Source organism: Idiomarina loihiensis L2TR (assembly GCF_000008465.1).
Lineage (GTDB): Bacteria > Pseudomonadota > Gammaproteobacteria > Enterobacterales > Alteromonadaceae > Idiomarina > Idiomarina loihiensis.
In genome coordinates this window covers 2,472,984-2,498,947 of record NC_006512.1, presented here as the reverse complement: position 1 = coordinate 2,498,947, position 25,964 = coordinate 2,472,984, and the positions used below count along the sequence as shown (strand labels likewise).

At 47.0% G+C, this 25,964-nt stretch carries 25 protein-coding genes; 16 read left to right on the top strand and 9 right to left on the bottom strand.

Annotated features, from left to right (window positions below):
* Positions 1-62 precede the first annotated feature (62 nt).
* On the top strand, positions 63-1,412 hold the full coding sequence (locus IL_RS11975) for a hypothetical protein (RefSeq protein ID WP_011235556.1): 1,350 nt from the start codon (positions 63-65) through the stop codon (positions 1,410-1,412).
* Between the two features lie 61 nt (positions 1,413-1,473).
* Here IL_RS11975 and gorA read toward each other — a convergent pair whose 3' ends face one another.
* Positions 1,474-2,826 (bottom strand): glutathione-disulfide reductase, encoded by a 1,353-nt coding sequence (gorA, locus tag IL_RS11970; protein ID WP_011235555.1) that lies wholly within the window; start codon positions 2,824-2,826, stop codon positions 1,474-1,476.
* 127 nt (positions 2,827-2,953) lie between these two features.
* Positions 2,954-5,263, bottom strand: coding sequence for a S9 family peptidase (locus IL_RS11965; RefSeq protein ID WP_011235554.1), 2,310 nt, complete (start codon positions 5,261-5,263; stop codon positions 2,954-2,956).
* 134 nt (positions 5,264-5,397) lie between these two features.
* Here IL_RS11965 and prlC point away from each other — a divergent pair, with 134 nt between their 5' ends.
* Positions 5,398-7,437, top strand: coding sequence for an oligopeptidase A (prlC, locus tag IL_RS11960; protein ID WP_011235553.1), 2,040 nt, complete (start codon positions 5,398-5,400; stop codon positions 7,435-7,437).
* Between the two features lie 88 nt (positions 7,438-7,525).
* Here the strand turns inward: prlC and IL_RS11955 are convergent, their stop codons facing one another.
* Entirely contained in the window at positions 7,526-7,747 is a 222-nt protein-coding gene (locus IL_RS11955) for a DUF2970 domain-containing protein (protein WP_011235552.1), read from the bottom strand.
* Positions 7,747-8,049 (bottom strand): hypothetical protein, encoded by a 303-nt coding sequence (locus tag IL_RS11950; protein WP_011235551.1) that lies wholly within the window; start codon positions 8,047-8,049, stop codon positions 7,747-7,749. Before IL_RS11950 ends, IL_RS11955 begins: the two co-directional genes overlap by 1 nt.
* A gap of 135 nt (positions 8,050-8,184) precedes the next feature.
* Between IL_RS11950 and rpe the strand changes: the two genes are divergently transcribed.
* The 5 genes from rpe (at position 8,185) to IL_RS11925 (ending at position 13,759) form a co-directional block, all read left to right on the top strand.
* Positions 8,185-8,859, top strand: coding sequence for a ribulose-phosphate 3-epimerase (gene rpe, locus IL_RS11945; protein WP_011235550.1), 675 nt, complete (start codon positions 8,185-8,187; stop codon positions 8,857-8,859).
* A gap of 11 nt (positions 8,860-8,870) precedes the next feature.
* Positions 8,871-9,878 carry a tryptophan--tRNA ligase gene (gene trpS / locus IL_RS11940; RefSeq protein ID WP_011235549.1) on the top strand — a complete coding sequence of 336 codons (1,008 nt, stop codon included), beginning with the start codon at positions 8,871-8,873 and terminating at the stop codon, positions 9,876-9,878.
* Between the two features lie 8 nt (positions 9,879-9,886).
* Complete coding sequence (locus IL_RS11935) at positions 9,887-11,932, top strand: bifunctional diguanylate cyclase/phosphodiesterase (protein ID WP_011235548.1); 2,046 nt, start codon at positions 9,887-9,889, stop codon at positions 11,930-11,932.
* A gap of 4 nt (positions 11,933-11,936) precedes the next feature.
* On the top strand, positions 11,937-12,518 hold the full coding sequence (locus tag IL_RS11930) for an anthranilate synthase component II (protein ID WP_011235547.1): 582 nt from the start codon (positions 11,937-11,939) through the stop codon (positions 12,516-12,518).
* A 68-nt stretch (positions 12,519-12,586) separates the two neighbouring features.
* Positions 12,587-13,759, top strand: coding sequence for an HDOD domain-containing protein (locus IL_RS11925; protein ID WP_011235546.1), 1,173 nt, complete (start codon positions 12,587-12,589; stop codon positions 13,757-13,759).
* A gap of 5 nt (positions 13,760-13,764) precedes the next feature.
* On the opposite strand, the gene IL_RS11920 is transcribed toward IL_RS11925, so the two are convergent.
* A complete protein-coding gene (locus IL_RS11920; RefSeq protein WP_011235545.1) occupies positions 13,765-14,469 on the bottom strand; it encodes a flagellar brake domain-containing protein in 705 nt (234 codons plus the stop codon).
* 328 nt (positions 14,470-14,797) lie between these two features.
* Here IL_RS11920 and IL_RS11915 point away from each other — a divergent pair, with 328 nt between their 5' ends.
* The 6 genes from IL_RS11915 (at position 14,798) to IL_RS11890 (ending at position 20,271) form a co-directional block, all read left to right on the top strand.
* On the top strand, positions 14,798-16,015 hold the full coding sequence (locus IL_RS11915) for an aspartate aminotransferase family protein (RefSeq protein WP_011235544.1): 1,218 nt from the start codon (positions 14,798-14,800) through the stop codon (positions 16,013-16,015).
* Between the two features lie 13 nt (positions 16,016-16,028).
* Positions 16,029-17,051 (top strand): arginine N-succinyltransferase, encoded by a 1,023-nt coding sequence (gene astA / locus IL_RS11910; RefSeq protein WP_011235543.1) that lies wholly within the window; start codon positions 16,029-16,031, stop codon positions 17,049-17,051.
* Positions 17,052-17,065: 14 nt separating this feature from the next.
* A complete protein-coding gene (astD, locus tag IL_RS11905; RefSeq protein WP_011235542.1) occupies positions 17,066-18,535 on the top strand; it encodes a succinylglutamate-semialdehyde dehydrogenase in 1,470 nt (489 codons plus the stop codon).
* A gap of 69 nt (positions 18,536-18,604) precedes the next feature.
* A complete protein-coding gene (locus IL_RS11900; RefSeq protein WP_011235541.1) occupies positions 18,605-18,955 on the top strand; it encodes a DUF3802 family protein in 351 nt (116 codons plus the stop codon).
* Between the two features lie 44 nt (positions 18,956-18,999).
* Entirely contained in the window at positions 19,000-19,416 is a 417-nt protein-coding gene (locus IL_RS11895) for an OsmC family protein (protein WP_196803391.1), read from the top strand.
* Positions 19,417-19,419: 3 nt separating this feature from the next.
* Positions 19,420-20,271, top strand: a complete 852-nt coding sequence (locus IL_RS11890; protein ID WP_011235539.1) for a 23S rRNA (adenine(2030)-N(6))-methyltransferase RlmJ — start codon at positions 19,420-19,422, stop codon at positions 20,269-20,271.
* Here IL_RS11890 and IL_RS11885 read toward each other — a convergent pair whose 3' ends face one another.
* The 3 genes from IL_RS11885 to IL_RS11875 all read right to left on the bottom strand — a co-directional run bounded on the left by IL_RS11885 (position 20,272) and on the right by IL_RS11875 (position 22,462).
* Entirely contained in the window at positions 20,272-21,171 is a 900-nt protein-coding gene (locus IL_RS11885; RefSeq protein WP_011235538.1) for a phosphoribulokinase, read from the bottom strand.
* 74 nt (positions 21,172-21,245) lie between these two features.
* The gene (locus tag IL_RS11880) at positions 21,246-21,470 is read right to left on the bottom strand and encodes a SlyX family protein (protein ID WP_011235537.1); all 225 of its coding nucleotides are present in this window, start codon (positions 21,468-21,470) and stop codon (positions 21,246-21,248) included.
* On the bottom strand, positions 21,467-22,462 hold the full coding sequence (locus IL_RS11875) for a WD40 repeat domain-containing protein (protein ID WP_011235536.1): 996 nt from the start codon (positions 22,460-22,462) through the stop codon (positions 21,467-21,469). Before IL_RS11875 ends, IL_RS11880 begins: the two co-directional genes overlap by 4 nt.
* A 94-nt stretch (positions 22,463-22,556) precedes the next feature.
* Between IL_RS11875 and fkpA the strand changes: the two genes are divergently transcribed.
* Positions 22,557-23,297, top strand: coding sequence for an FKBP-type peptidyl-prolyl cis-trans isomerase (fkpA, locus tag IL_RS11870; protein ID WP_011235535.1), 741 nt, complete (start codon positions 22,557-22,559; stop codon positions 23,295-23,297).
* 74 nt (positions 23,298-23,371) lie between these two features.
* Here fkpA and IL_RS11865 read toward each other — a convergent pair whose 3' ends face one another.
* Complete coding sequence (locus IL_RS11865) at positions 23,372-23,848, bottom strand: Rsd/AlgQ family anti-sigma factor (protein ID WP_011235534.1); 477 nt, start codon at positions 23,846-23,848, stop codon at positions 23,372-23,374.
* Between the two features lie 102 nt (positions 23,849-23,950).
* Between IL_RS11865 and nudC the strand changes: the two genes are divergently transcribed.
* Together nudC and hemE are read left to right on the top strand one after the other, a co-directional pair.
* Positions 23,951-24,748, top strand: a complete 798-nt coding sequence (nudC, locus tag IL_RS11860; protein ID WP_011235533.1) for an NAD(+) diphosphatase — start codon at positions 23,951-23,953, stop codon at positions 24,746-24,748.
* Between the two features lie 78 nt (positions 24,749-24,826).
* Entirely contained in the window at positions 24,827-25,903 is a 1,077-nt protein-coding gene (hemE, locus tag IL_RS11855; protein ID WP_011235532.1) for a uroporphyrinogen decarboxylase, read from the top strand.
* Positions 25,904-25,964 lie beyond the last annotated feature (61 nt).

The following is a 25,964-nucleotide window of genomic DNA, read 5'->3' as shown; positions in this document are numbered from 1 at the left end:
CAATATTTGCTCGTTACTGCCGATGGTTATAGTAAGTATCTCATACTAGAAAGAGACTAAAGGTGAAAATATCAATAACAAATCACTATTCAGCCTTAACCAAGCCGGTACCCTCTAAGCAGCCGATAACGGTGCTACAGAGCCATGTGGCGGAGCCTTTGGATACCCAGCCTGAAAATACCCAGGGCGTCTTCCTTAGTGAGCTAGATAAACTCTATTTTAATTTTAATAAATGGCTGGAAGAGCCAATACAATCAGAATTCTCGGCGGAGAAAATAGAAAAACTAAAAGATTTGTACTCAAAAATGTCTGAGGAAGATTTTATCCGGCTGGGTAGGCTAGGTATTACATCGAATGATGATTTCTTGTCTATGGTTGAAACCCTGGACAAAGAGCAACTTTCGCAGTTAACCGATATATTTTATGGGTTGTCGGCTTCTGCAAACATGCTTTTTACCCATGTTAATGAATTTAATCCCTCCAGAACATACGAAGAAAAAGTAGAACAATTTATTGAAGTGCTATCAGACACTCAGCGAATTGCCCGGGATCAACTGATTGAAAAGGCGGCTGAATATGATGAAAAAATCAGTATTCACAAAGCTGAGCGTGAGAACAATGATACCTATGAATCTTTAGGAGGATATTTCGACGTTAAATCGAGCGCGAACGACCTGCAGAACTTTGTTTCGACCGTAATAGATACCAAATCGCCCGCTGATTTTGTTAACAAGCTCGATCAATACAGCCGGGAACAGCAAAGTAGCTTGTTAAATGTACTTGGAATGAGCCGGATTGAAGGTGAGCAACTGCTTGACGGTCTTCTGGATAAAAGTGATGAGGCCAGAACGAGCATATTGTCTTTTATTGGTAAAGTAGCACTTAAAACAAACCCTTTCTTTGAAATGAGCGCTTTTGGTGATTCGGAACATGTGGTGAGTATCAGCAAAGGGTTTGGCGATAACCTATTCGAGACAACGAAAAAAATGCTTGAGAATATGGGGGAGTTGCTGACGACCTATAATTTCAGTGACGAACAGCTCGTAGAAATGGGTGACCAACTTAACGACCTAAATAGAAAGGAACAGATCGGCTACCTGGAAGCTGCGGTCATCGGCCTCGATAATCTATTAGGTATACAAACGAGCAGCACCAATGAACTTATAGAAATGAAAGCAGAGCCACAGGCGATGAATAAACTGCAGTCCGTTTTAAGTAGTAAAGATGCTTTGCAGGCTGTTTATGAAGCCCGCGAGGGTGAGGACCGGAGAAGCGGACGTTCCTACGTGCCGAAAACCAAATGGGAATACCTGGAAGACTTGGAAAAAGTGGTGTCATCTTATATTCCGCCGGCGGAGTCTGACGAAAACGTTCGGGATCCTTGGGAATATGCCTCTGGCGCTAAAGCTTGACATGTTTATACTGTTGACAATAAGCCCCGCGAGAGAATTTGCGGGGCTTCCTGTACCCTTCTTATTTCAGAGTAACAAACTCCTCGGCACTGGTCGGATGCAGCGCAACCGTAGAATCTAAATCGGCCTTAGTTGCCCCCATCTTCAAAGCAACGGCAAAGCCTTGTAATATCTCGTCCATGCCTTCACCAATACCGTGAATGCCTACCACTTTCTCTTCTTTACCATGGCATACCAGCTTAAAGTAGCTAAGGGCGCGGTGCGGGGTAATGGCATTGTACATGGCTGCGAACGATGACTTATACACGGTAATGTTGTCTTCGCCGAATTTGAGCTTAGCGTCTTCCTCGCTCAGACCAACGGTACCAATGGTCGGGTGGCTGAACACAACGGTCGGAATGTTTTCAAAGTCCATATGTGCGTTTGGCATGTTGTTAAACAAGCGCTCCGCCAGTAAGCGTCCTGCTTTTATAGCAACCGGTGTAAGTGCTGCGGCACCAGTATTATCGCCTACAGCGTAAATACCTTGTACGTTGGTATTCTGGAATTTATCGACGTTAATAAAGCCTTCGCTATCCAGTTCTACACCGGTGCATTCCAGGTTAATTTTATCGGTGGATGGCACGCGGCCTATAGCCCAGACTAAGCAGTCGAAGCCGTCCATTGTCTGACCACCTTCAAAGTGCAGCGTTAACGTACCGTCGTCTTGCTTAACCACTTCACGAACGGTGGTTTCTGTATGAAGTTCAGGGCCGTCCTGCTTCATGCGCTCCAGCAAACCATCGGTAATATCTTTATCAAAGGTGCGTAATGGGCGGTCACGACGTACCATTAAGTGAGTGTCAGTGCCTAAGGCATGAAACACGCCGGCAATTTCAACGGCAATATAACCGGCTCCAATAACGGCTGCTTTTTTAGGCTGTTCCGTCAGGGCAAAGAAGCCGTCAGAGTCTATACCATGCTCTGCGCCCGGAATTTCAGGGATCATGGGGCGCCCGCCGGTGGCAATGGTAATATGGTCAGCGGTAATCTTTTCTCCGTTAACCTCTACTGTTTTGTGGTCAACGAATTTCGCAAAGCCTTCTATAAACTCAACGCCATTACCTTGAAAGCCGCGATGGTAACCACCGTGAATGCGTTCAATATAGGCTTCGCGGTTTTTAACCATAGTCGCCCAGTCAAAACCTTTCTGTTCAAGCTCAAAGCCGTATGACGGCGAGTATTTTATGGCTTCAGCAATATGAGCGCCGTACCACATGACTTTCTTGGGAACACAGCCCACGTTTACGCAGGTGCCGCCAACGTGTTTCGCTTCAATAACGGCGGCTTTCGCGCCACGAATGGCTGCGCGGTTGGCTGAGGCTATGCCGCCACTGCCGGCACCTATCGCAAGATAGTCATAATGTCTGCTCATACTGCTTAACTCCTGTGCTTAATTCCAAAACTGCGGATATCTTGAATAAAAACCCCGCATCTTGCAAATAAAGACGCGGGGTTGTCATGTTTTTTATACCGATAGCGGTAATCGAAAGATCAGTTCATTACTCAGATGACGAGCGTTCGCCGGCTGGTAAGTTCTCTTTCACAAACTCGGTCATCATGGTGCGTAAATGAAGGGTTGTACCTTCACCTTCGTAAATACCATGAGAGCGGTTCGGGTAAGCGAAAAACTCAAACTGTTTACCGTGTTTAATGAGCTCATTGACCAGGCGCTCGCTGCCCTGAAAGTGAACGTTGTCGTCGCCTGTACCGTGTACTAACAGTAGGTCGCCTTCGAGGTTTTCAGCGTGAGTAATGGCTGAGGTTTCTTTATAACGCTCGGCTGACTCAGGCAGTAAGCCGGAGTAACGTTCCTGATAAATGGTGTCGTACAGCGTTAAATCAGGTACTGGTGCCAGCGCCATACCCATGTGGTAGCTGTCAGGGTAACGGAATAACGCATTCAGGGTTTGTGAACCGCCGCCGCTGTGTCCCCAAATGCCTACGCGGCTTTCATCAATGAAGTCCCAGCGTTCCAGCATTTGTTGCAGCGCATCGTATTGGTCGCGTACGGTAACAACGCCCAGGTTCTTGTAAATAGAACGGCGCCAGTCAAAGCCGCGTGGTGATTTGGTGCCGCGGTTATCAATAGACGCAACAATATAGCCCTGCTGTGTCAGCATGGTGTGCCATAAATACAATGAGCCGCCCCAGCGGTTGGCCACTGTCTGCCCCCAGGGTTCGCCGTAAACGTAGAACAAAATGGGGTATTTTTTGCTGGGGTCGAAGTCAGTCGGCTTCATAATGTAGCCGTCCAGCTCTAACCCGTCACGAGCTTCCACCCGGAAAAACTCAACCGGTTGTTTCTGCACCTGATCAACCGCTTGCTGTACCTCGTTATTGTCAACCACCGTACGAATAACTTCATGATCCGGCAGTGAAATCATATTAGTAACCGGAACCTGGTTAACCGAACTAAAGGTATGTTCAGCGTATTTGGCGTCTTGCGAAATGCTGTAACTGTGGGTGCCGTCCATGTCCGGGGTCAGACGTTCTAAGCGGCCGCTGCCGTCTAAGCTGGCGCGGAACAGATAACGCTCCAGAGGTGTTTCCGGTGAAGCAATAAAATAGACCCAGCCGTTTTCTTCGTTTACCCGCAGCACTTCAACCACGTCCCAGTTACCGCGGGTAATCGCTGTGGTTCTGCCAGTATCACGATGCACGCGATAAATATGGCGATAACCGCTGCGTTCGCTTAACCAGGTAAATTCGCGACCATCATTTAAAAAGTGAATGTCGTCCACATATTCGGCCCACGAGTCGGTGCTCTCGCGTAACAGCTCCTGACTGCGACCGGTTTCAATATCGCTGATAAAAGCGCGATTAATGTGCTGTTTGCGGGTCAGTTGCTGAATTAACAGTTTTTCGCTGTTGCCAGCCCAGTTCATGCGCACCAGGTAATGCTGGCGAGGGTCACCGGGAATATCCATCCATTTTGTCTGACCGCCACTGGCCGGCATAACGCCAATGCGCATAGCAGCGTTAGTTTCACCCACTTTCGGGTAAGGGAATTTTTTTAACGTTGGGTAGAGTTCGTCGGTGTTGTTGATCATGGTGAATACTGGTGTGCCTTCGGTGTCCAGCTGCCAGTAAGCAATGTGCTGCCCATCCGGACTCCAGCGGAAACCGTCGCGCAGGAAAAACTCTTCTTCGTTAACCCAGTCGAAGGTGCCGTTAACGATAGTGTCGCTGCCGTCGCTGGTCAGCGCGCTGACAGTGAAGCTGCTAAGGTCCTGTACATAAATGTTGTTCTGCATAACGAACGCGACTTTTGTGCCTTGCGGATTAAACTTGGCAAACTGCAAAGTCGACTCGGGCGCATTACCACCCAGTTGGCGTAATTCGTTGTTGCTGCGGTCCAGCACCCAGTAGTCGCCCAGAGTATGGGTACGCCACGAACGCTTGGTATTGGTGAAAATGAGTACTTTGTCGCCATCGTCTGACCAGACGTAATTGGCAATATCCAGCGCTTTGCTTCTACCTTTAGGGGTAAGCTGTTCAGCACTGACTAAAACCGTGCGTTCGTTGGTTTCAGGATGATAACGAACAATATCGCGACCATCTGCCGAGTTGGACTGCTCTAAAGTCGTATAACCTGAACCGTCTTCCAGCCAGCGAGTTGGAGCCGGGCGGTCAATATTGAAGGTATCACTGGCGAATATTTTCTCCGCTGTCAGCTGGCTAACACCTGTTACGTCAGCTTTATCGGAGTCCGCAGTGGATTGTCCACCCAGGGTACTACAGGCACTTAAGGTAATAATAGCCGTTAATCCGGCCAATAAGCGTAAAGATCGAAAAGAGGTGTCAGACATGACATTTACCTTTATTCTGATTTATTAACGAACTGATAATACCGCAAAAAACGCAGGAAACCACATAAGCGTGGTTGAAGACTAGCGCAAAGCCCCAATATCCATTGTAAGCATTTTGAAAAATTGAGGTAAAAATGAGCCATAACCCGCTATTAGAACAGAGCCAGCTTCCGGACTTTGAGCAAATTAAACCCGAACATATTCAACCCGCTGTTGAAGAGTGCATACAGCACGCTCGAAAAACCATTGATGAAGTACTGGAACATGGTGATTTTAGCTGGAATGGTTTGATTGAACCTTTGACCGATGCGGATGAAAAGCTTGAGCATGTCTGGGCACCGGTATCGCATTTGAACTCCGTATTAAGCACGCCTGAACTGCGTGAAGCGCATGACAGTTGCCTGCCATTGTTGTCGGACTACGCAACCTATGTAGGACAGCACAAAGGCTTGTTTGACGCTTATCAGGCACTGCGTGAAAGTGACGAGTTCGACAGTTTGACCGAAGCTCAGCAAAAACTCATTAACGACACCTTACGTGATTTTCGTTTGTCGGGTGTGGATTTACCCGAAGACAAAAAGAAACGTTATGCTGAAATTTCATCGCGGCTGTCTGACTTGTCTTCAATCTTCAGCAACAACTTGCTGGATGCCACCCACGCATGGACTTGCCTGATTACCGATGAAAGCCGCCTGGCTGGCTTGCCGGAAAGCATCAAAGAAGCTGCAAAAGAAACCGCAGCAGACCAGGAAAAAGAAGGCTGGTTGTTCACTTTAGATATTCCAAGTTATCTGCCGGTCATGTTGTACGCCGAAGACCGGGAGCTGCGTAAAGAAATGTACCAGGCTTTTGTGACCCGCGCGTCGGAAACTGGGCCTAATGGCGGGGAGTTCGATAACTCTGAGGTTATGAACGAAACTTTGGCTTTGCGTCATGAAATGTCGGAACTGTTAGGTTTTAACGACTTTGCTGAAATGTCACTGGCGACGAAAATGGCTGAGTCGCCGGAGCAGGTATTAGGTTTTGTGCAGGATCTTGCCAATAAGTCTAAAGCACAGGCGAAAGCCGAGTATGCTGAAATTGAAACCTTTGCGGCAGAGCAAGGCGTGGAGAAAATGGAAGCCTGGGATGTTCCTTACTTTAGTGAGCAGTTAAAGCAGCAGCGCTACTCTATTTCCGATGAATTATTACGCCCTTACTTTCCTGAGCAACAAGTGCTAAACGGTTTGTTTGAGGTGGTTAAGCGCCTGTTTGGCATGACGGTTAGCGAGCAAAAAGACGTAAAAACCTGGCATGAGAATGTGCGTTTCTTCCGCATTCACGATGCCGACGGACATTTGCGTGGCAGCTTCTATCTGGATCTCTACGCGCGTTCAGGCAAGCGAGGAGGCGCCTGGATGGCGGATTTTGTCGGCCGCAGAGTGCACGCCGATGGCGAATTGCAAAACCCGGTGGCCTTTTTAACCTGTAACTTTAGCAAGCCGGTGGGTGGTAAGCCTGCACTCTTTACTCACGATGAAGTGCTGACATTATTCCATGAATTCGGTCATGGCTTGCACCACATGTTAACTCAGGTCGATACCGCTGGTTTGTCTGGTATTAACGGTGTTGAATGGGACGCTGTTGAGCTGCCCAGTCAATTCCTGGAAAACTGGTGCTGGGAACCGGAAGCGCTGGCATTAATATCCGGACACTATGAAACCGGTGAACCGCTGCCACAGGAGCTTCTGGAAAAAATGTTGGCTGCGCGCAATTATCAGTCGGCTATGCAAATGATGCGTCAATTGGAGTTCTCGCTGTTTGATATGCGCATTCACCACGAGTTTGACGAAAACACGGGTGCGCGTATTAGTGAAATTCTGAGTGAAGTGCGTCAGCAAACTTCGGTACGTATTCCACCGGAGTACAACCGTTTTCAGCATAGCTTTGGTCATATCTTTGCTGGCGGCTATGCGGCAGGTTATTACAGTTACAAATGGGCTGAAGTGCTGTCGTCTGATGCGTTTGCGCGCTTTGAAGAAGAGGGCATATTTAACGCTACAACCGGGCGCGACTTTTTACATGTCATTCTGGAACGTGGTGGCAGCCGTAAAGCCGCAGATTTATTCCAGGAATTTCGTGGTCGCGAACCGAATGCCGAAGCTTTGTTACGTCATAGCGGCATAGCTGCCTGATGCTATTGCATCAGGTGCGATATTGAAATCACAATTGTGTGGTATTTCGGCATTGTACCTGACATGAATGTCTGGCTACGGTAGGGCATCAGGCCGCGGTAGCCAGGACCAGGTTAACGAGACCAATTAAACCAAACACGAATAGAATGGTAAGAATAACGCCAATGATGATGTAGGCTTTCGGGCTACCATGCTGGAAGTCTCGTTGGCGGTTTTTTTCTGTTTGCACACCCAAAAATGCCGCCAACACACTCATAACCATACTAAAGACACCTGGTTTAGAGGTTTTATTTTCGGTAGATTCAGACATTAATCAGTGTATTCGTTTTGATAATGTTTTTTGTTGCTGTCGCTTGAACTCGAGATTAACTCAATCAAGTCGAAGAAGTGAAATTGTACGGACCGGCTGTCGCCTTTTAACCAGCTAAACCATGTCACTTGCTCGGCAGCTAACTGACATTCAACAGAGGTGTTACTGGGTTCTATTTCAGTGACAAGCTGCTGGCAGCGCTGAGTGGGGTTTTGCTGAGCAACGAGCGAGGAAGGATTCACGATAGCAAGCGCAGTAAACGCAGCTAATGCTAGTGATGTTATTATTGTTAGTAATCGCATGAAAGTCCCTCTCAAGTCTTGATTGACTAATTTATCAGCGATTTTGTAAAAATTCTAGTCATCATTGCGAATTTTTTTGTCATGGGTTAACTGCTACAATAAGCATCATTTTGAAATAGGTCAGGAAAACGAACAATGAAACCACTAATTGCACCGTCGATACTGTCCGCGGACTTCGCGCGGTTAGGTGAGGAAGTTGACGCGGTATTGAACGCTGGTGCCGATGTCGTGCATTTTGACGTAATGGATAACCACTACGTGCCTAACCTGACGATAGGTCCTATGGTATGCAAAGCGTTACGTGATTACGGAATTGAAGCGCCAATTGACGTGCATTTAATGGTTAAGCCTGTTGACCGTATTATTCCAGACTTTGCCGAAGCCGGGGCTTCTATCATTACTTTCCACCCGGAAGCATCCGACCATGTTGACCGGACTTTACAGCTTATTCACGAACAGGGTTGCCAGGCGGGTTTAGTGTTAAACCCTGCAACACCGCTGCATTACCTTGATCATGTTATGGACAAAGTGGATGTCATTTTACTGATGTCGGTTAACCCAGGTTTTGGTGGACAGTCTTTTATTCCGTCAACGCTTGATAAGCTCAGAGCGGTGCGTAAACGAATTAAAGCAAGTGGCCGCGACATACGCCTGGAAGTGGATGGTGGTGTTAAGGTTTCAAATATTGGTGAAATTGCAGAAGCTGGCGCGGACATGTTCGTTGCTGGTTCAGCTATTTTTAATGCGGATGATTACGCCAGTGTCATCCGGACAATGCGCGATGAAATCGCTGCGGTAACAGGTTCTTAGAGGAAACAGTAATGTCGAAACCAATTGTGTTAAGTGGTTGTCAGCCGTCGGGACAGTTGTCTATTGGTAATTATATTGGCGCATTACGTCAGTGGGTTAATATGCAGGACACTCACGATTGTAAGTTTATGCTGGTTGATCAGCACGCCATTACTGTACGCCAGGACGCCGAGAAACTGCAGCAAGCAACTCTTGATGGACTGGCTTTGTACCTGGCTTGTGGCCTTGACCCGGCAAAAAGTACGGTGTTTATTCAGTCGCACGTGCCGGAACATTCTCAATTAGCCTGGGTGCTTAACTGCTACACGCAAATGGGCGAGCTAAACCGCATGACGCAGTTTAAGGATAAGTCTCAGCGTCACGCTAGTAATATTAATGCGGGTTTGTTCACTTATCCGGCGCTAATGGCGGCAGACATTCTGTTGTACCAGGCGAATGAAGTGCCGGTGGGAGATGACCAGAAGCAGCACCTGGAAATGACGCGTAATGTTGCTGAACGTTTTAATAACTTGTATGGCGATATTTTTACGATTCCGGAACCAATGATTCCAAAAGTCGGGGCGCGGGTGATGTCACTGCAGGAACCGACTAAGAAAATGTCAAAGTCGGACGATAATCCAAATAATTTTGTCGGCTTGCTGGAAGAGCCGAAGAAGATTCTGAAGAAAATTAAGAAAGCCGTTACCGACTCTGATGAGCAGGCGCGCATTTACTTTAATCAGGAAGAAAAGCCGGGCGTCTCGAATTTGCTTAGCATTATGTCAGCTGCCACAGGTAAGTCGATAGACGAGCTGGTACCTGAGTACGAAGACAAAATGTACGGGCATCTAAAGGTGGATGTGGCGGAATCTGTGGTTGCCATGCTGGAACCGATACAGCAGAGGTATCACGCAATGCGTAATGATCAGGCATTTTTGCAACAGGTTATGAAACAAGGCGCTGATAAGGCACGTGAAGCCTCAGCAAAAACTTTGTCAGATGTTTATAAAGCGGTAGGTTTTGTACCTTACCCGGGATAAATTTAACTATGGTGGATAAATCTCCGGAACAGCGCGAAAAGGAGTTGCTAACCAGTGTTGAAACCATGGCTAACATTGGCAGCTTTTGGTATGAACCCGCGTCCGGAGATTTATATTGGAGCCCTCAGTTACGAGAAATTCATGGTGTAGCCCAGGATGAACCTATTACTTATGAACAGGCAATGGCGTTTCACCTTCCTGAATACCGTGAAAATATTGAGCACCTGGTCGAGCAAAGCTTTCAAAATCACCATAGCTGGTCTGCAGAAAGTTGTCTTAAAGACAGAGACGGAAGAATTCACTGGATTGCTATTACGAGCATTACCCGAACGCTGAAAAATGGTGACATGGCACTGTTTGGTGCCATTCAAGATATTACGGTTAAAAAGTACCGTTTGCAGCAGTTACAAGAGCAAGCCAACACCTTGCGCAGCACACTGGACAATTTACTGGATGCGGTTATTACCATCGACAATAACGGCATGATTATTAACTTTAGTGTGCCGGCTGAGCGCATGTTCGGTTACAGCGCCGCTGAAGTGAAAGGTAAAAATGTCAGTGTGCTAATGCCTGAGCCCTATGCCCGTGAACATGACCGTTACATTAGCGCTTATCAAAAAACAGGCCACGCCCGCATTATTGGTATTGGCCGCGAAGTTCAGGCTAAGCGTAAAACCGGAGAAGTGTTTCCTATTGATTTGGCGGTAACCGAGGTAACTTATTCTGGTGAAACGCAGTATGTCGGTGTTATACGGGATATTACCGAGCAAAAAGAAAATGCGCGTAAGCTCGAATATTTAGCAAACTTTGATGAGCAAACGGGGTTGCCAAATCGTCACCGTTTTCTTGACTTGGTTGAGAAACGTATTGAAAGCCAGTTACCCATTGTTGTCGCTGCCGTTAATATTGATTATTTTAACCGCGTTAACACGATTCACGGCCACGAGGAAGGTGACCGCGTTATTCAGCTAATTGCTCAACGAATGAGAAAAACCATTGGCGATTCGGGCTGGATAGCGAGAGATCTTGGTGACAGATTTTGGGTGGGGGTTATGCAGGACTCTACCGAGACCAGTCTGGCTATTATTGATAAGCTGCACGGCGTACTGCGCGAGCCGTTTAAAACGGCATTCCAGACGCATTATCTCACCGCAAGTGTCGGTGTCAGTTTAAGTGGAGGTGATGAAAATGCTTCCGGACTGCTGTCACAGGCCGATACGGCAACGTCTAATGCACGACATAGCGGCCGGGATAAAGTTGCGGTACACCGAGCTGAAATATCCAACTCGGTTGTAACCGATGCCGAAACCGAAGTGGCCTTACGAGCGTCTTTGGGTAAAGGGCAGTTCGAATGCTGGTTGCAGTCTAAAGTGGATACCAACGGTGTTGTTCGTGGTGCAGAGGCTCTAATGCGTTGGCGCAACGAAGCCGGAGAGATCATTCCTCCAGATCAATTTATTCCAATTGCGGAGCGTTTTAAGCTGATTATTCCTATGGCTAAAGAATTGTTGAGTCAGGTCGCTTTCGTTGTGCGGCAGCTGAGCGATAAAGGGCTTAATGATCGTATAGCGGTGAATGTCAGTCCAATTGAGTTTTTACAAGACGACTATGTCGAGACGGTACAAAGAATATTTGCCGAACAAAATGCACCGCTGAATCAACTGACCATTGAAATTACTGAAAACTTACTGTTAGCTGACCCTGAAATAGTCGAGCAAACAATGTCGCGGCTTGCCGAGCTCGGCGTCGTATTTTCTATTGATGACTTTGGGACTGGGTATTCTAATTTCATGCGCATTCAGCAACTGCCAATAGGCGAGCTAAAAATAGACCGAGAGTTTGTTCAACTGGCGGAAGTGAATGACAAACATATGGGTCTGCTGCTGGCTATGCTGAATATGACTAAATCTCTATCGGTTTCCTCGGTAGCAGAAGGCGTAGAAACTGAAACTCAGGTTAAATTGCTGAAAGAAAATGGCGCTGATTTATTGCAGGGGTTCTACTTTGCCCGGCCAGTCCATTTTAAAGACTGGTTAAGCGAGCGGCTGTCCTAGCAGTATGATTGTTTTAATTGATAACTTTGATTCATTTACTCACAACCTTGCACGCTACTTTCGGGAATTAGGCGAAGACGTTAGTGTTTTCAGGAATAATGAATTAACCCTTACCGACATAGAGCAGTTAGCGCCGCAAGCACTTGTTATATCACCTGGCCCCTGTACTCCCAACGAGTCGGGAATATCTTTAGCTGCTATTGAGCACTTTCAGACTAAGCTGCCAATATTAGGTGTGTGTCTTGGTCATCAGGCATTGGCACAGGTTTTTGGTGCAAACGTTGTTCGGGCAGAAAAAGTTATGCATGGAAAAACCAGTGTGATTAAACACTCCGGCGAAGGACTTTTCCGACAGCTGAATAACCCATTAGAAGTGACCCGTTACCATTCCCTTGTTGTTTCTCCTGAAAGCTTATCAACAGATTTTGTCATTGATGCCGATACAGGAACCGAAAAAGGTCAGCGCGAGATTATGGCAATAAGGCACCGGCATTTGCCGCTGTTTGGTGTTCAGTTTCATCCCGAGTCTGTGATGACAGCACAAGGACATAATCTGTTAGCGAATTTTTTACGTTATATACGATAATCAGTAAGTAGTATTTTCTCTGCTTATTCAACATAATACTGCCGCAGTTCAGCTAATACCGAGGTAACATGTTCCACTTTTTTGCGGGTACCACAGAAGGCGGTAGTAATGATCCCGCCCTGCGCTTAGAAAAACGCTTTATCAACTATCTGATAAGCTTTCCGTTTGCGCGTAAAACTCGCTCAAAAGAAGATGGTACCGACGATGAAGAGCATGAGCAGCGACGTAAGCTTTTAGAAGTTGAGCGTCTGAATTACGAAGAGCGCGACCGTAAAGCGCAAGCGCGCCAACGTTACGCCGATCGTATTTCCGATGAATTGCATGAAGAGATTTATCATCGTGCGTTGAAAACCATCGAAGATGGTGACTACATTCGCGAACGCTTGATCCCATTACCTGAAAAGCTACCTGAATTGCTGGATACGCTTAGCATGAAAGCTGCTTCTATGCGCCGGATTGAATCCGTTGTGCAAGGTATGGACTGGTTTCATACGGGGTTAATCCGTACGGTCAATCAACCACCGTTTATCGACCGGAATAAGCAGGTGAAAATTGATAACCTTAGGGTAGCCATGAGCTTTGTGGGCACCGAAAACCTACGCCTGCTGGCTCCTGCTTATATTATGCAAAACTGGCTGCCGCCGGCCACACAACCCTTCACCTTATTCCGTCGCAAAATTTGGGAGCATTCCCTGGGTACGGCTATTGCTGCACACAATATTGCGGTAGAGCGTAACCTGCGAGATCCGGTTCTAGCCTATACCATTGGTATGTTCCATGAACTGGGGAAAATTGCCTTAACCAAGCTGTATTTGCGTTTATTTGATGATGTGCAGCGCGAATTCGCTATGCAAAGCGTTAACGATAAGTCACCCGAGCGCCACAATACTATTGTCACTTTAACTCCTGACGAACGCTTTCTACGCGACTTAATGCTGGAAAAGGATAAAGACGTGAGTTATCTGGTTGCTGAAGGCTGGGGGTTAAAGCGTGTTCCGGTAAGCAAACACTTATTGGCTTTTACGCAAAGCAAAACGAAAGACAAAGGCTATGAATCTGAATACGCGGAAGCCTTAGCCCAAGCTAATGCTTATTGCGAATTCAGAATGCTGCGGGAAGTGGACCTTGCCAGTCTGGAAGAGGGTAAACATCTACTCAATAAGCATTCAATAACATCAGAAACTGTTGCTCGCTTGCACAATGTGAGCTTAAAACGCCCGCCAATTGTCGTGCCTGAATAGAGAGGTCAGCACTCAAACTCGGTGTCGATTAATAAATGCTCGAACACTTTACCGATATGCGCTTCCTCGTCAGTGAAGCGCACGCCAACACTTATCATTCCATGCTCTTTGCGCTGATTCATAATTTGACCTGAAAGAGTCAGAGGCTCTTTCTGAGAACCAGAACCAATACTGATTTTTATATTCATATGAGTGACATTACCTGTCTGGTTCTGCGCCTTAAACACAATTCGACACCCGGCAGAAGAGATATCGACGATAACACCACTGGCCAATTTCTTTTTAGCGTTAGTCTGGCTGCCGTCAGCAGTAACATCAACTGGAATGTGTGTTCGAACCCTCCGCTGTGCGCGTAGTGCGCGATTCTCAATTTCTTTCGGATAATCCAGATACAGCAACCTGAACGGGATATTTGAGACGGCCCGGATCTTTGTTTTAAACGCCAGGCATTCACCCGCTTCTCCCTCTAAAACCAAGCGAACAATAACCGGGTTGCCTTCATATAACACATCGGCATAGCTGCCGTCAGTGCGTGGATTCGGCTGTTTTAACAATAAATAGTTACCGGTATCAAAGCCCACAACCTGAAGTTTTGTACGTACCTTGGTCGCCGAAGAAAACTCAACATCAATTATGTCGCCCGGACGTAAGTAGGTAAGCTTTAACTGTGGTTGAGATGAGGCGTTCAGGGGCAGAGTCTGATTTTCCATAACGTCTTTTCCAGCCGAACATTTATTCAATAATTCAGGCTAAATTAACACCAATTGAAAATCAATGTAATTCTGCGTAGTTAAATGTTAATTCAGGGGGTACATTTCTTCTGCGCTAAAAAATAATGACTAAAGATTCATAGTTTCAGCATGCATTAGCATAACTATTCGTATCTTATGCAAGAAAAGCGTAAACCCTCGGGATTAGGGATTTATAACCGAATTATCACAGACAAACTGCACAAATTTTGGCATAATAGCCGGCTACTTTTAGAGATGAATTTGTTGACACCTTTGTTAACTCGCTAAGGCGATAAGGACGAGAGTAATGACAGACAATAAGACAGTAAACCGTGAAATGTTTAATGATGTAATGGTTCCAAACTACAACCCGGCATCGATGATTCCAGTTAAAGGAGAAGGTGCTCGTGTTTGGGATCAAGAAGGTCGTGAGTATGTCGACTTTGCCGGTGGTATCGCTGTGAACTGTCTTGGTCATTGCCACCCAGCGATGGTGTCAGCCCTACAGGAACAGAGCCAGAAGCTGTGGCATCTAAGTAATGTTTTTACCAACGAACCGGCAATTCGTCTGGCGAAGAAATTAACCGAAGCCACCTTTGCTGATCGCGTTTACTACGCTAACTCAGGTGCTGAAGCCAACGAAGCGGCATTAAAGTTGGCGCGTCGCTGGGCAATTGAAAAGCACGGTGAGCATAAGCAACAAATTATTGCTTTTACCAAAGGTTTCCACGGACGCACCTTCTTTACCGTAACCGTGGGTGGCCAGCCAGCCTACTCTGACGGTTTTGGTCCAAAACCTGGTGCTATTGAGCATGTGGATTACAACAACATCGACGCGCTTAAGGAACTGATTTCCGACAAAACTTGCGCGGTAATGATGGAGCCATTGCAAGGTGAAGGCGGCGTAGTAAGCCCTGACGTGGAATTCGTGAAGGCGGTACGTGAACTGTGTAATGAAAACGACGCGTTATTGATTTTTGATGAAGTACAAACAGGCTTTGGCCGTACCGGTAGCCTCTATGCTTATGAACAGCTGGGCGTAACGCCGGATATTCTGACTTCAGCCAAGGCTTTAGGCGGTGGTTTCCCTATTGGCGCTATGCTGACAACAACGGAAATTGCTGAGCATCTTAAACCTGGTACTCACGGTAGTACTTACGGCGGTAACCCACTGGCATGTGCTGTATCAGAAGCGGTATTTGATGTTGTGAATACGAAAGAAACGCTGGACGGCGTGAAGCAACGTGAGCAGTGGTTCAAAGAGCAACTGGCCGCAATTAACGAAAAATATAACGTGTTCAGCGAAATTCGAGGTCAGGGCTTATTACTTGGCGCGGCAATGAATAAAGAGTACGAAGGGCGTGCGCGCGACTTCTTGCTGGCCGGTCAGGAGCATGGCGTGATGGTACTGATTGCCGGTGCTAATGTGGTGCGTTTTACCCCGTCACTGGTTATTTCTGAAGAAGACATTAAAGAAGGCCTGCAGCGCTTTGAAAAAGCTGTTGCTCAGGTCGTCGGTCAATAACTGAGGCTGTTTTATGTTGCTAATCAGACCCATTAAGCCGTCAGATTACGAAGCGTTATATCAGTGCGCGATTGAATCCGGTCATGGTTTTACTTCCTTACCGGTAGACCAGTCGCTGCTGGAGCGCCGCATTAATGCGGCGCAAAAAGCATTCGCTAAAGACACCGTTGAAACACCGGGCGATGAAAGCTACCTGTTTGTTATGGAAGATACCGAAACCGGTACTATTGCAGGTGTCAGTGGTATTGAAGCTGCGGTGGGTTTGAATGAAGCCTTCTGGCATTACCGTTTGGGTAAAGTTGTGCATCATTCAGAAAAGCTTAATATTTATAATGCGCTGGAAACCTTAACCTTGTGTAATGACTACACAGGTGTTTCTGAGCTATGCACCCTATTTTTGCGTGAACCCTACCGGCACAATATGAACGGACGTACTTTGTCTCGTTTCCGTATGCTGTTTTTAGCGCAGTTTAAACAGCGTTTCAGCGACTGGGTAATAGCCGAAATGCGCGGTGTTTCAGATGAAAATGGGGATTCGCCATTCTGGAACTGGCTGGAAGAGAACTTTTTCTCGATGGACTTTCCTAAAGCCGATTACTTAAGCGGCATTGGTGATAAAGTCTTTATTTCTGAATTGATGCCACGCTTCCCTATTTATACCAACTTGTTGAGTAAGGAAGCGCAGGCGGTTGTCGGTAAAGTTCACGACAATACCCGCCCGGCACTGAAATTGTTGGAGTCGGAAGGTTTCCGGTTCAGAGGCTTCGTCGATATATTTGACGCAGGGCCAACGGTTGAAGCCGAAGTGTGTAATCTTAATAGTGTCCGTAACAGTCGTTTAGTGACGGTAACTGTCAGCGGATCTGCAGCGGAAGATGAAGGTATTCCTCATATTGTCTGCAACACGCAACTGAAGAACTTCCGCGCAACCAAACTGTCTTTACCGGCAGGTGCAGACGAGCTCATATTGACGACAGAACAAGCCCAGGCAATGCATTTAGAAAGCGGCGATGAAGCCCGCATTGTTGCACTCTAAGCAGGAGTATTTGTATGACGAACAGTATTCAATTTATTGACGGTTGTTGGGAAGCTGGCGAAGGCCAGTTGTTCAAATCGATTGATCCAGCACGAAACGAAGTTATCTGGAGTGGCGAAGCTGCCAGTGAAACTCAGGTTGAAAAGGCCATTCTGGCAGCACGGGCGGCATTTCCGGACTGGTCTGGTCGCAGTGTTGAAGAACGCTTGGCTATTTGCCAAAAATTCTCTGAATTGCTGGAAGAAAATAAAGAGCACTTGGCTCGTACCATGGCTAAAGAAACCGGCAAACCCGTTTGGGAAACTCGCACCGAAGTTGGCGCTATGATGGGTAAAGTGGCTATTTCCGAGCGTGCTTACCATGAACGCACCGGTACCGTGGAAAACGACATGCCGGGCGCAAAAGCCTTTATCCGCCACAAGCCGCACGGTGTGGTCGCTGTTTATGGCCCTTATAACTTCCCGGGGCATTTGCCTAACGGGCACATTGTACCGGCGCTTATTGCGGGTAACACTGTGGTGTTCAAGCCAAGCGAACTGACTCCTATGGTGGCTCAGGAAACCGTGAAGTTATGGGAAAAAGCAGGCATTCCAGCGGGTGTTCTCAACCTGGTTCAGGGCGAAGTTGATACGGGTAAAGCATTGTCAGCGCATCCACAAATTGACGGTCTGTATTTCACCGGCTCATCAAACACTGGTCACCTGTTACACAAACAGTTTGGCGGTCGCCCGGATAAAATTCTGGCACTGGAAATGGGCGGTAATAACCCATTATTGGTGACTAATGTGGCTGATGTTGATGCAGCGGTGCACAATATTGTGCAATCGGCTTTCATCACTTCTGGTCAGCGCTGCACTTGTGCACGTCGCTTGTTCATCGAAGATTCTGAGCAAGGCCGTGCTGTACTGGAACGCCTCATTGAAGTGACTGAGAATATTCTGGTCGACGACTACGAAGCTGATCCACAGCCATTCATGGGTGCCATGATTTCTGCTAAAGCTGCGGGCGAAATGGTCGATGCACAGAATGAGCTGTTACATAAAGGAGCTAAGTCATTAGTTCGTATGAAGCAGACCGATTCGAAGAAAGGCTTTGTCACTCCGGGTATTGTGGATGTAACCGGAGTTGAAGATTTACCGGACGAGGAGCATTTCGGACCATTATTGAAAGTGTATCGTTTTAAAGATATCGATGCGGCTATTAAAGAAGCGAACAACACGCGTTATGGTTTGTCTGCTGGTGTATTGTGTGACGATGAACAAACCTATCGTTACTTCTTTAAACACATTCGTGCAGGTATTGTGAATTGGAATAAGCCGATTACTGGTGCCAGCAGTGCCGCACCTTTTGGTGGTATTGGCGCAAGCGGTAATCATCGCGCTAGTGCGTATTATGCGGCGGATTATTGCGCGTATCCGGTCGCCTCTGTGGAAGCTGACAGCATGAGCTTACCTGAGAGTTTAGCACCAGGGCTTAAATTTTAATCGCAATCTGTGCTAGTTTAGTGGCTGGGCAACGTATGGGTTGCCTGGCCGCGTGACAAAGAGAAACAGATGATAGTTGAAACAGACGGATACATTGAGTTAATCCAGTACCTGACAGGTCAGTTACCGGTCTTCACTGAACAAAGTAGCAGCGCAAGAACTGCGGATTACACTTTGCGCGACTTTATGGAAGAGCGCTTGTCAGAAAGCATGATGGCAGTGTTTGAGCAGAATGAGCTTGATGAGGCTGTGCGGCTGGATATTGTCCGGGAAACGGATGCTATCGTTTACGATTTAGAAGAAGTGTTATCGAAAGTTCTGGATACACACCCGACTCCGCAGCAGGAAGCCTTCATTAACGAGTTTGTCGGTCTGGTAAAAAACCTTTTCGATGAGCGTCTGCAAAGTTACCGACTGTAGTCTTTTATTGAGTTCAGCAAGGATCTTCAATGTCAGCAAATAGCATGAATGCAAAGGTCACCTGGGTAGAGGGCATGACTTTTGTGGCTACCTCAGGTAGTGGTCATCAAGTGGTTATGGATGGTGACAGCCCGGGCAAGGCGCCCAGCCCTATGGAAATGGTGCTAATGTCGGCAGGAAGCTGCGCGTCAGTTGACGTGGTCAGTATATTGCAAAAAGCTAAGCAGAACTTTCAGCGCTGCTATTGTGAGTTGTCAGGGACACGTGCCGATTCAGTACCAAAGGTTTTTACTGACATTCATCTGGAGTTCGTGGTCGTGGGCACCGATATCAACGAAAAGCACGTAGAGCGTGCGGTGAAACTGTCAGCCGACAAGTACTGTTCGGTGGCTAAGATGCTGGAAGCTTCGGTTAATATTACCCACAGTTACCGTATTGAATCCCCTCAACAAGACGACTGATCTTTGAATTATCGACACATTTTTCATGCTGGCAATTTTGCCGATGTTTTTAAGCATTTGCTGTTGGCGCGGGCGCTAGAGTATTTTCAGCAAAAGAATAAGCCCTACTTCGTACTCGATACTCACGGTGGTATAGGCTACTACGATTTGCAAGGCGATCAGGCAATAAGAACTGCTGAAGCTGAGCAGGGCATTGTTCGTTTTGCTGAGCACTCAGCTGAAGAGCCTTTAGCCGCCGCATACTTAAGCACCGTGCGTCAATTAAACGAAGAGCAGGATAAGCTTCGGTATTACCCCGGTTCACCGGTCATAACTTCTGAATTTTTACGCGAAAATGACCGGTTAGTTGTTTGTGAACTGCATAAAGAAGACGCAGAGACTCTTAAAAACACCCCCTTGGGGCGACACAAACAAGTGCAAATACTGGCTCCTATGGACGGTTATCAGGCTGTGCGTGCGCAACTGCCCCCGGCTGAAAAGCGCGGTTTGGTGCTTATTGACCCGCCTTTTGAAAACACCACGGAGTTTGACGATGTGGTCAGCGCGCTTGAACAGGGCTTAAAACGCTGGAAAAGCGGCAGCTTTGCGGTTTGGTATCCCATTAAAGATGAGCTGAAAACGGCGGCTTTTCATCGCGACGTTGGCGCTTTGTCGGATCTGCCTAAGACTCTGATCATGGAGCTGAATATACGCACCAATGATGAGCGTAAAGGGCTTCACGGCTGTGGCTTTCTCTGGGTTAATCCGCCTTATGGCGTGGTACAGGACAGCGAGCATCTGTTACCCGTGTTGTGCAAGACTCTGGCTCAGGATAAAGGTGCCAACTTTCACAGTCGCTGGTTAGTTGGTGAGTAGTTACTTACTTGATATCCAGTCAACCTGACGGCGAACCTGGTTTTTCCTTTCCATAATTTGTTCAATCAGCGGTGTCAGAATAAGCTCCATGGCTAAGGCCATTTTCCCACCGGGCACAACCAGGGTGCTGGTACGTGACATAAACGAGCCGTCTATCATCTGCAGGTAATATGGGAAGTCGACGTTCTTAATACCGCGAAAACGAATAACAACAAAACTCTCGTCCAGTGATGGAATATCCTTGGCACTGAAAGGGTTGGACGTATCAACCGTAGGTACTCTCTGGAAGTTGATATGAGTACGCGAAAACTGCGGAACAATATGGTGAATGTAATCTTCCATGCCGCGAATAATGCTGGTGGTAACCGCTTCACGTGAGTGCCCCCGCTCCGAGGTATCGCGAATTAATTTCTGGATCCACTCAAGGTTAACAATGGGCACCATACCGATTAATAAATCAACATATTGAGTTACATCGTAGCCGTCCCCGCAAACACCACCATGCAAGCCCTCATAGAAAAGTGCATCGGTACTTTCAGGCAGTTCTTCCCAGGGCGTGAAAGTACCGGGCATTTGGTTATAAGGAACCGCATCATCAAAGCTGTGTAAATAGCGACGGACTTTACCGTTACCGGTTTGCGAATAAGAGCGGAATAACGATTCTAACCGGTCAAAGTCGTTGGCTTCGGCACCAAAATAACTGATATGACGACCCTGTTCCTGAGCTTTGCGAATAGCCAAGTCCATTTCAGGGCGGGAGTAGCGATGAAAGCTGTCACCTTCCACAAACGCGGCACTCACATCTAACGAACGAAAGATATGGCGTACGGCCTGACCTGTGGTGGTTGTTCCTGCTCCTGATGAACCTGTAACGGCAATAATCGGGTGCTTTGATGACATAACATTCTCGCAAACTAAATAAGAACAGTTGTTATACTGACCTGATTTGCTAAGGTCAAGGTAAACCCAACGCTTTAATAATGAGGAGGGGGTGGTTCGTCTGCCGGATCTGAGTCAGTCGACTGATTCTCCTGCATTTGTTTTAGGCGCTTTCCTAACCAGCGAATTTGTTTTTGCATTTCACTCATTTGCTGAGTCTGCTCAGTAACTAGTTTATTTAGTGAATCAATAGTGTCTTCCTGGAATGTTAACTGCATTTCCAGATTAGTTAATTGTGCTTCTATCTTCTCTACTGTCATTCTTTACTACCTGTTAAATCAATATTCCACCACTCAGCAAGACCGGCAGAGCTCTCGCTAATGACCTGTTGCTGTTTTTCATCAAAGACGACGGCTAACACCGCAGCGTTGCTGGGACGCCCTCCGTCGCGTAAATCTACCCGCCAGTGCGTGAGCTCTTCTCCTGTCGAGGTGTCCCAGATTGCAATTTGACGTGATGGCGAGCCGGTAATGAGATAATCACCGGATGCGCTAAAACGCGCAGCACTAAAAATTTTATGGCGCTCTATGAATTTAAGTTTTGAGGCAATTTCGCCATCTGGTAGTGAGTGAATAATCGAATTATCGATTGCATCTGAGATAAACGCGAAGTGACCATCAGGGTGCAGAGCAACCTGTGTGATCCGCCCTTCCAGTGGCCAACGGTGCACAATTTGCCCGCTTCGGGTATCCCACAGAATAGCCGAATGGTCGTTTGAACCGCTTAGAACATAAAAACCATTGGGCGAAATATCAAGAACATTAATACTTTCGGTATGCCCATAAAATTCAATACGTCGACCCGAGACTGGGTTGAAAGCAACCTGTGTACCGTCTTGCTTTCCAAGCACCACCGTTCCACCTTTTTTACTGACCACCAGCTTTTGTATCTCGCCTGAACCTATTTGCCAGAACCCCAGATTTTCGCCGTTATTAATATCCCACATGGAGAATTCTTTACGCGATGCTGCAACCGCCACTTCCCCGTCGGCGCTAATATCAACGTCTATAATCTGAGAGACGGTGTTTTCATTATGCTGCCATTGGTACTTGGCGTTGGTGGCATAACGTGGCCACAGCAGTAAACCAGTTTCATCTGTAGAGACTAGGCTATAGTTTCCGTCGTCGGAAATATCAGCGGCGTAGGTGCCGTTTTCAGCGTGAATCGTTTTCTTGACCTTTTCCGGTGCAGGTTGGCAACCGGTAATTACAACCAGCAAAATAAACGCACCGCAGAGCTTAAGAAAAGGCATAGGCAAGTTCCTTGTGGTTGTGTAGTATGGTTCTGTTAGATAACACTATTATGGCATAGTCCGAAAGGATGCAAGACGATAATTGGAGAAAACGATGAAACAACTGATGAAGCCGTTAGCTATTTCAGCTATCGCGCTGGTACTGGCGGCCTGCTCACAAGAAAAATTTCCGGCGAATGATACGGAATTAAAAACAGACAAAGACAAGCAGGCTTACGCTCTAGGCTCTTCTGTTGGCGGGTTTATTGCACGTAACTTAGAACGTCAGGAAGAAGCGGATTTCATGCTGGAACGCGATATTGTTATTGCTGGCTTTGTGGATGCGGTTAAAGGTGATCCTCAGTTAAGTGATGAGGAAGCTGAAAAAATCCTGAACACTATGCGCAAAGAAGTTATGGAGCAACGTCAAAACGTATTGGGTAAGAAAGCGGCGGAAGAAGGCAAAGCGTATTTAGCCGAGAACGCGAAAAAAGAAGGTGTTCAAACAACAGATTCTGGTCTTCAGTATGAAGTTCTTAAAGAGGGTGACGGTGTTAGTCCATCCGAAACCGATATGGTAGAAGTTCATTACGAAGGCACGTTGGTTAATGGGGAAGTTTTTGATAGCTCCTATGAACGTGGCGAGCCTACATCTTTTCCGCTAAACCGAGTTATTCCGGGCTGGACTGAAGGTCTGCAGTTGATGAAGGAAGGTGCTAAGTACCGTTTTGTGATCCCGTCTGAACTTGCATATGGAGATCGTGAATTGGGTGATGGTCAAATCCCACCAAATTCAACGCTGATTTTTACCGTTGAATTACTTAACGTACAAAAAGACGAGCCGGATACCGAATAAGCTCAGTTGAGTTTTCATCTATACAAAAACGCCGGCGAATTGCCGGCGTTTTTATAAATTCAATAAAAGTCAGCTTAAGCTGTTATTAAATTATGCTCGTCTAAATGGTTGAGAAGTTTGTCTTCAAACTCCATTCTTAATTCCAATGCTTCACCAAGTGCCGATAAATCTCTATCGAAGGTTTCACAGTGGTCAGTTGAGCTTATCTCACCGTACTTATCGTTAAAATCTAACGCTATTTCGGTTGTGTCAGAAATTAAAGGGAATAACTCATCAGCCAAATCATCAACTGAGTTTCCCTGAGATGAAGCTTCGCGCACAATTTGGTCATAAATTTCAAAATGACCACTCGATACGTAGTCGACTAATTGACCGCAAAAGTTACGGATATCAGTGACGTCGGGTAAGCCCGAGCGAATGCTTTCATAAGGCGGGAGCGCGGCAAGTTTAAAGTAATTCACCAGTAAGTCCTGGCGCTCGGATAGCCATAGGTCGATACTTTTATGAGCGCCGCCCCAGCGCTTTTTTGCCTGCTCATTACGGCTTAACATGATACTCTCCGTCTATAGTTTCAGTACCTAATGTAAATTCAGAAGCATTAGAACTCAACTGATTTTACAGAAAACCAAACGCATTTGATACGCGGGATTAATATGGCGACTTTGTATTCAAAACCGGCGGGTGATGAACCTGCCTGGTGGTTTGTGGTGAGCTCTGACCATCTTTTTCTGGATGAAAGCGGAGAAGTCCCCTTTGGCTGCCTGCAAGATCTGAGCTTTCCAGACTTAAATGACTACCGGGTGGTGGAAATAGGAGAACTGCGGGAGCGCAGCTGTTATTTGGTCATGGCTGACTATATGGATGAGCAGTTCATTGGTGGTGAGTTCGTGCCTTTACGGCAATTACTTACCGTGGATGACATGGAAAAGTTTGCGATGGCAGGCAGAGCCCGGCAATTCAGCGATTTTTTGAATACTCATCGTTTTTGTGGCCGCTGCGGGGCCCGCATGCAAACCATTGAATGGGAGCTGGCGATGCATTGTAACCAGTGTCAGCACCGTTGTTACCCGCGCGTGTCGCCATGCATTATCGTGGCTATTCGCAAAGGTGACAAAATTTTACTGGCTCAGGGTAAGCGGCATAAGCCTGGGTTGCACTCTATACTGGCAGGGTTTGTTGAAGCCGGCGAAAGTCTGGAGCAGGCATTAGAGCGAGAGGTTTATGAGGAAGCAGGTATCCGCGTTAAGAACATTCAGTACCATTTAAGCCAGCCCTGGTCTTTCCCTCATTCATTAATGATGGGATACACTGCAGACTGGGCAGAAGGCGAATTGCATATTGATCCGCACGAATTGGTGACAGGCGACTGGTTTGCTTTTGACAGCCTTCCGGATATTCCGCCGGAAGGGACCATAGCAAGAACGTTGATTGACCTATCTCAAAAGAGGTAAGCATAAGTTTTCATGGAGCCAATGCCTGTGGACTGATAAAATGCCGGGCATTGATGTTGATAAATAATTGGATTCGCTATGACCGCTCCGGCGCTTAAAAATGATCGTTACCTTCGTGCATTGGCAAAACAACCTGTTGATCGCACACCCGTCTGGATGATGCGTCAGGCTGGGCGCTATTTACCTGAATATAAAGAAGTGCGCGGTCAGGCTGGCGACTTTATGTCATTATGCCGTAACACTGAACTGGCCTGTGAAGTGACCATGCAACCGTTACGTCGATTCGACCTGGATGCTGCCATACTCTTCAGTGATATTTTGACCATTCCGGATGCTATGGGTCTGGGTTTATATTTTGAGGCTGGCGAAGGTCCAAAATTTAAAGACCCGGTTCGCAGCATGGCCGCTATTAAAAATCTGGCTGTGCCCGATATGGAAGACGAGCTGGGTTACGTGATGGATGCTGTGCGCGCTATTCGTCGCGAACTGAATGGCAGTGTGCCACTTATTGGTTTCTCCGGAAGTCCCTGGACACTGGCGACCTACATGGTTGAAGGTGGCAGCACCAAAAACTTCTCCAAGGTGAAGCAACTGATGTTTGCTGATCCTGAAGCTATGCATACCTTGCTGAATGTACTGGCTGAGTCCGTTACTCAGTATTTAAATGCGCAGATTGCCGCAGGTGCGCAGTCGGTCATGATATTCGATACCTGGGGGGGAGTTTTATCACCACGTGACTACAAAGCATTTTCTCTGGCTTACATGGAGAAAATTGTAGCGGGTCTTACGCGGGAAGCCGACGGACGCAAAGTGCCGGTTACTTTATTTACCAAAAATGGTGGGCAATGGTTGGAAGCTATGGCTGCCAGCGGTGCCGATGCGCTGGGTGTGGATTGGACCACCGATTTATCCGATGCCAGAGCTCGTGTTGGTGGGCAAGTCGCGCTGCAGGGAAATATGGACCCTAGCGTACTGTATGCGAAACCAGCGCGGATTGAGGAAGAAGTACAAAGCATATTACAAAGCTATGGTTCAGGTACTGGCCATGTGTTCAATTTGGGGCATGGAATTCACCCCGAAGTAGATCCGGAGCATGCTGCTGCTTTTATTGAAGCTATTCACAAATACAGCCCCGCGTTTCATTCAAACGATTGAATTTGCGATTAAACCGCCAGAATCCTCGTTAAGTGCACCGCCTTTAGGCGGTGTTTTGCGT

Excerpts from the sequence above, each read along its gene's own strand:
- gorA (WP_011235555.1), bottom strand. The coding sequence starts at position 2,826 with ATGAGCAGACATTATGACTATCTTGCGATAGGTGCCGGCAGTGGCGGC.
- IL_RS11965 (WP_011235554.1), bottom strand. The coding sequence starts at position 5,263 with ATGTCTGACACCTCTTTTCGATCTTTACGCTTATTGGCCGGATTAACG.
- prlC (WP_011235553.1), top strand. The coding sequence starts at position 5,398 with ATGAGCCATAACCCGCTATTAGAACAGAGCCAGCTTCCGGACTTTGAG.
- IL_RS11955 (WP_011235552.1), bottom strand. The coding sequence starts at position 7,747 with ATGTCTGAATCTACCGAAAATAAAACCTCTAAACCAGGTGTCTTTAGT.
- IL_RS11950 (WP_011235551.1), bottom strand. The coding sequence starts at position 8,049 with ATGCGATTACTAACAATAATAACATCACTAGCATTAGCTGCGTTTACT.
- rpe (WP_011235550.1), top strand. The coding sequence starts at position 8,185 with ATGAAACCACTAATTGCACCGTCGATACTGTCCGCGGACTTCGCGCGG.
- trpS (WP_011235549.1), top strand. The coding sequence starts at position 8,871 with ATGTCGAAACCAATTGTGTTAAGTGGTTGTCAGCCGTCGGGACAGTTG.
- IL_RS11935 (WP_011235548.1), top strand. The coding sequence starts at position 9,887 with ATGGTGGATAAATCTCCGGAACAGCGCGAAAAGGAGTTGCTAACCAGT.
- IL_RS11930 (WP_011235547.1), top strand. The coding sequence starts at position 11,937 with ATGATTGTTTTAATTGATAACTTTGATTCATTTACTCACAACCTTGCA.
- IL_RS11925 (WP_011235546.1), top strand. The coding sequence starts at position 12,587 with ATGTTCCACTTTTTTGCGGGTACCACAGAAGGCGGTAGTAATGATCCC.
- IL_RS11920 (WP_011235545.1), bottom strand. The coding sequence starts at position 14,469 with ATGGAAAATCAGACTCTGCCCCTGAACGCCTCATCTCAACCACAGTTA.
- IL_RS11915 (WP_011235544.1), top strand. The coding sequence starts at position 14,798 with ATGACAGACAATAAGACAGTAAACCGTGAAATGTTTAATGATGTAATG.
- astA (WP_011235543.1), top strand. The coding sequence starts at position 16,029 with ATGTTGCTAATCAGACCCATTAAGCCGTCAGATTACGAAGCGTTATAT.
- astD (WP_011235542.1), top strand. The coding sequence starts at position 17,066 with ATGACGAACAGTATTCAATTTATTGACGGTTGTTGGGAAGCTGGCGAA.
- IL_RS11900 (WP_011235541.1), top strand. The coding sequence starts at position 18,605 with ATGATAGTTGAAACAGACGGATACATTGAGTTAATCCAGTACCTGACA.
- IL_RS11895 (WP_196803391.1), top strand. The coding sequence starts at position 19,000 with ATGAATGCAAAGGTCACCTGGGTAGAGGGCATGACTTTTGTGGCTACC.
- IL_RS11885 (WP_011235538.1), bottom strand. The coding sequence starts at position 21,171 with ATGTCATCAAAGCACCCGATTATTGCCGTTACAGGTTCATCAGGAGCA.
- IL_RS11880 (WP_011235537.1), bottom strand. The coding sequence starts at position 21,470 with ATGACAGTAGAGAAGATAGAAGCACAATTAACTAATCTGGAAATGCAG.
- IL_RS11875 (WP_011235536.1), bottom strand. The coding sequence starts at position 22,462 with ATGCCTTTTCTTAAGCTCTGCGGTGCGTTTATTTTGCTGGTTGTAATT.
- fkpA (WP_011235535.1), top strand. The coding sequence starts at position 22,557 with ATGAAACAACTGATGAAGCCGTTAGCTATTTCAGCTATCGCGCTGGTA.
- IL_RS11865 (WP_011235534.1), bottom strand. The coding sequence starts at position 23,848 with ATGTTAAGCCGTAATGAGCAGGCAAAAAAGCGCTGGGGCGGCGCTCAT.
- nudC (WP_011235533.1), top strand. The coding sequence starts at position 23,951 with ATGGCGACTTTGTATTCAAAACCGGCGGGTGATGAACCTGCCTGGTGG.
- hemE (WP_011235532.1), top strand. The coding sequence starts at position 24,827 with ATGACCGCTCCGGCGCTTAAAAATGATCGTTACCTTCGTGCATTGGCA.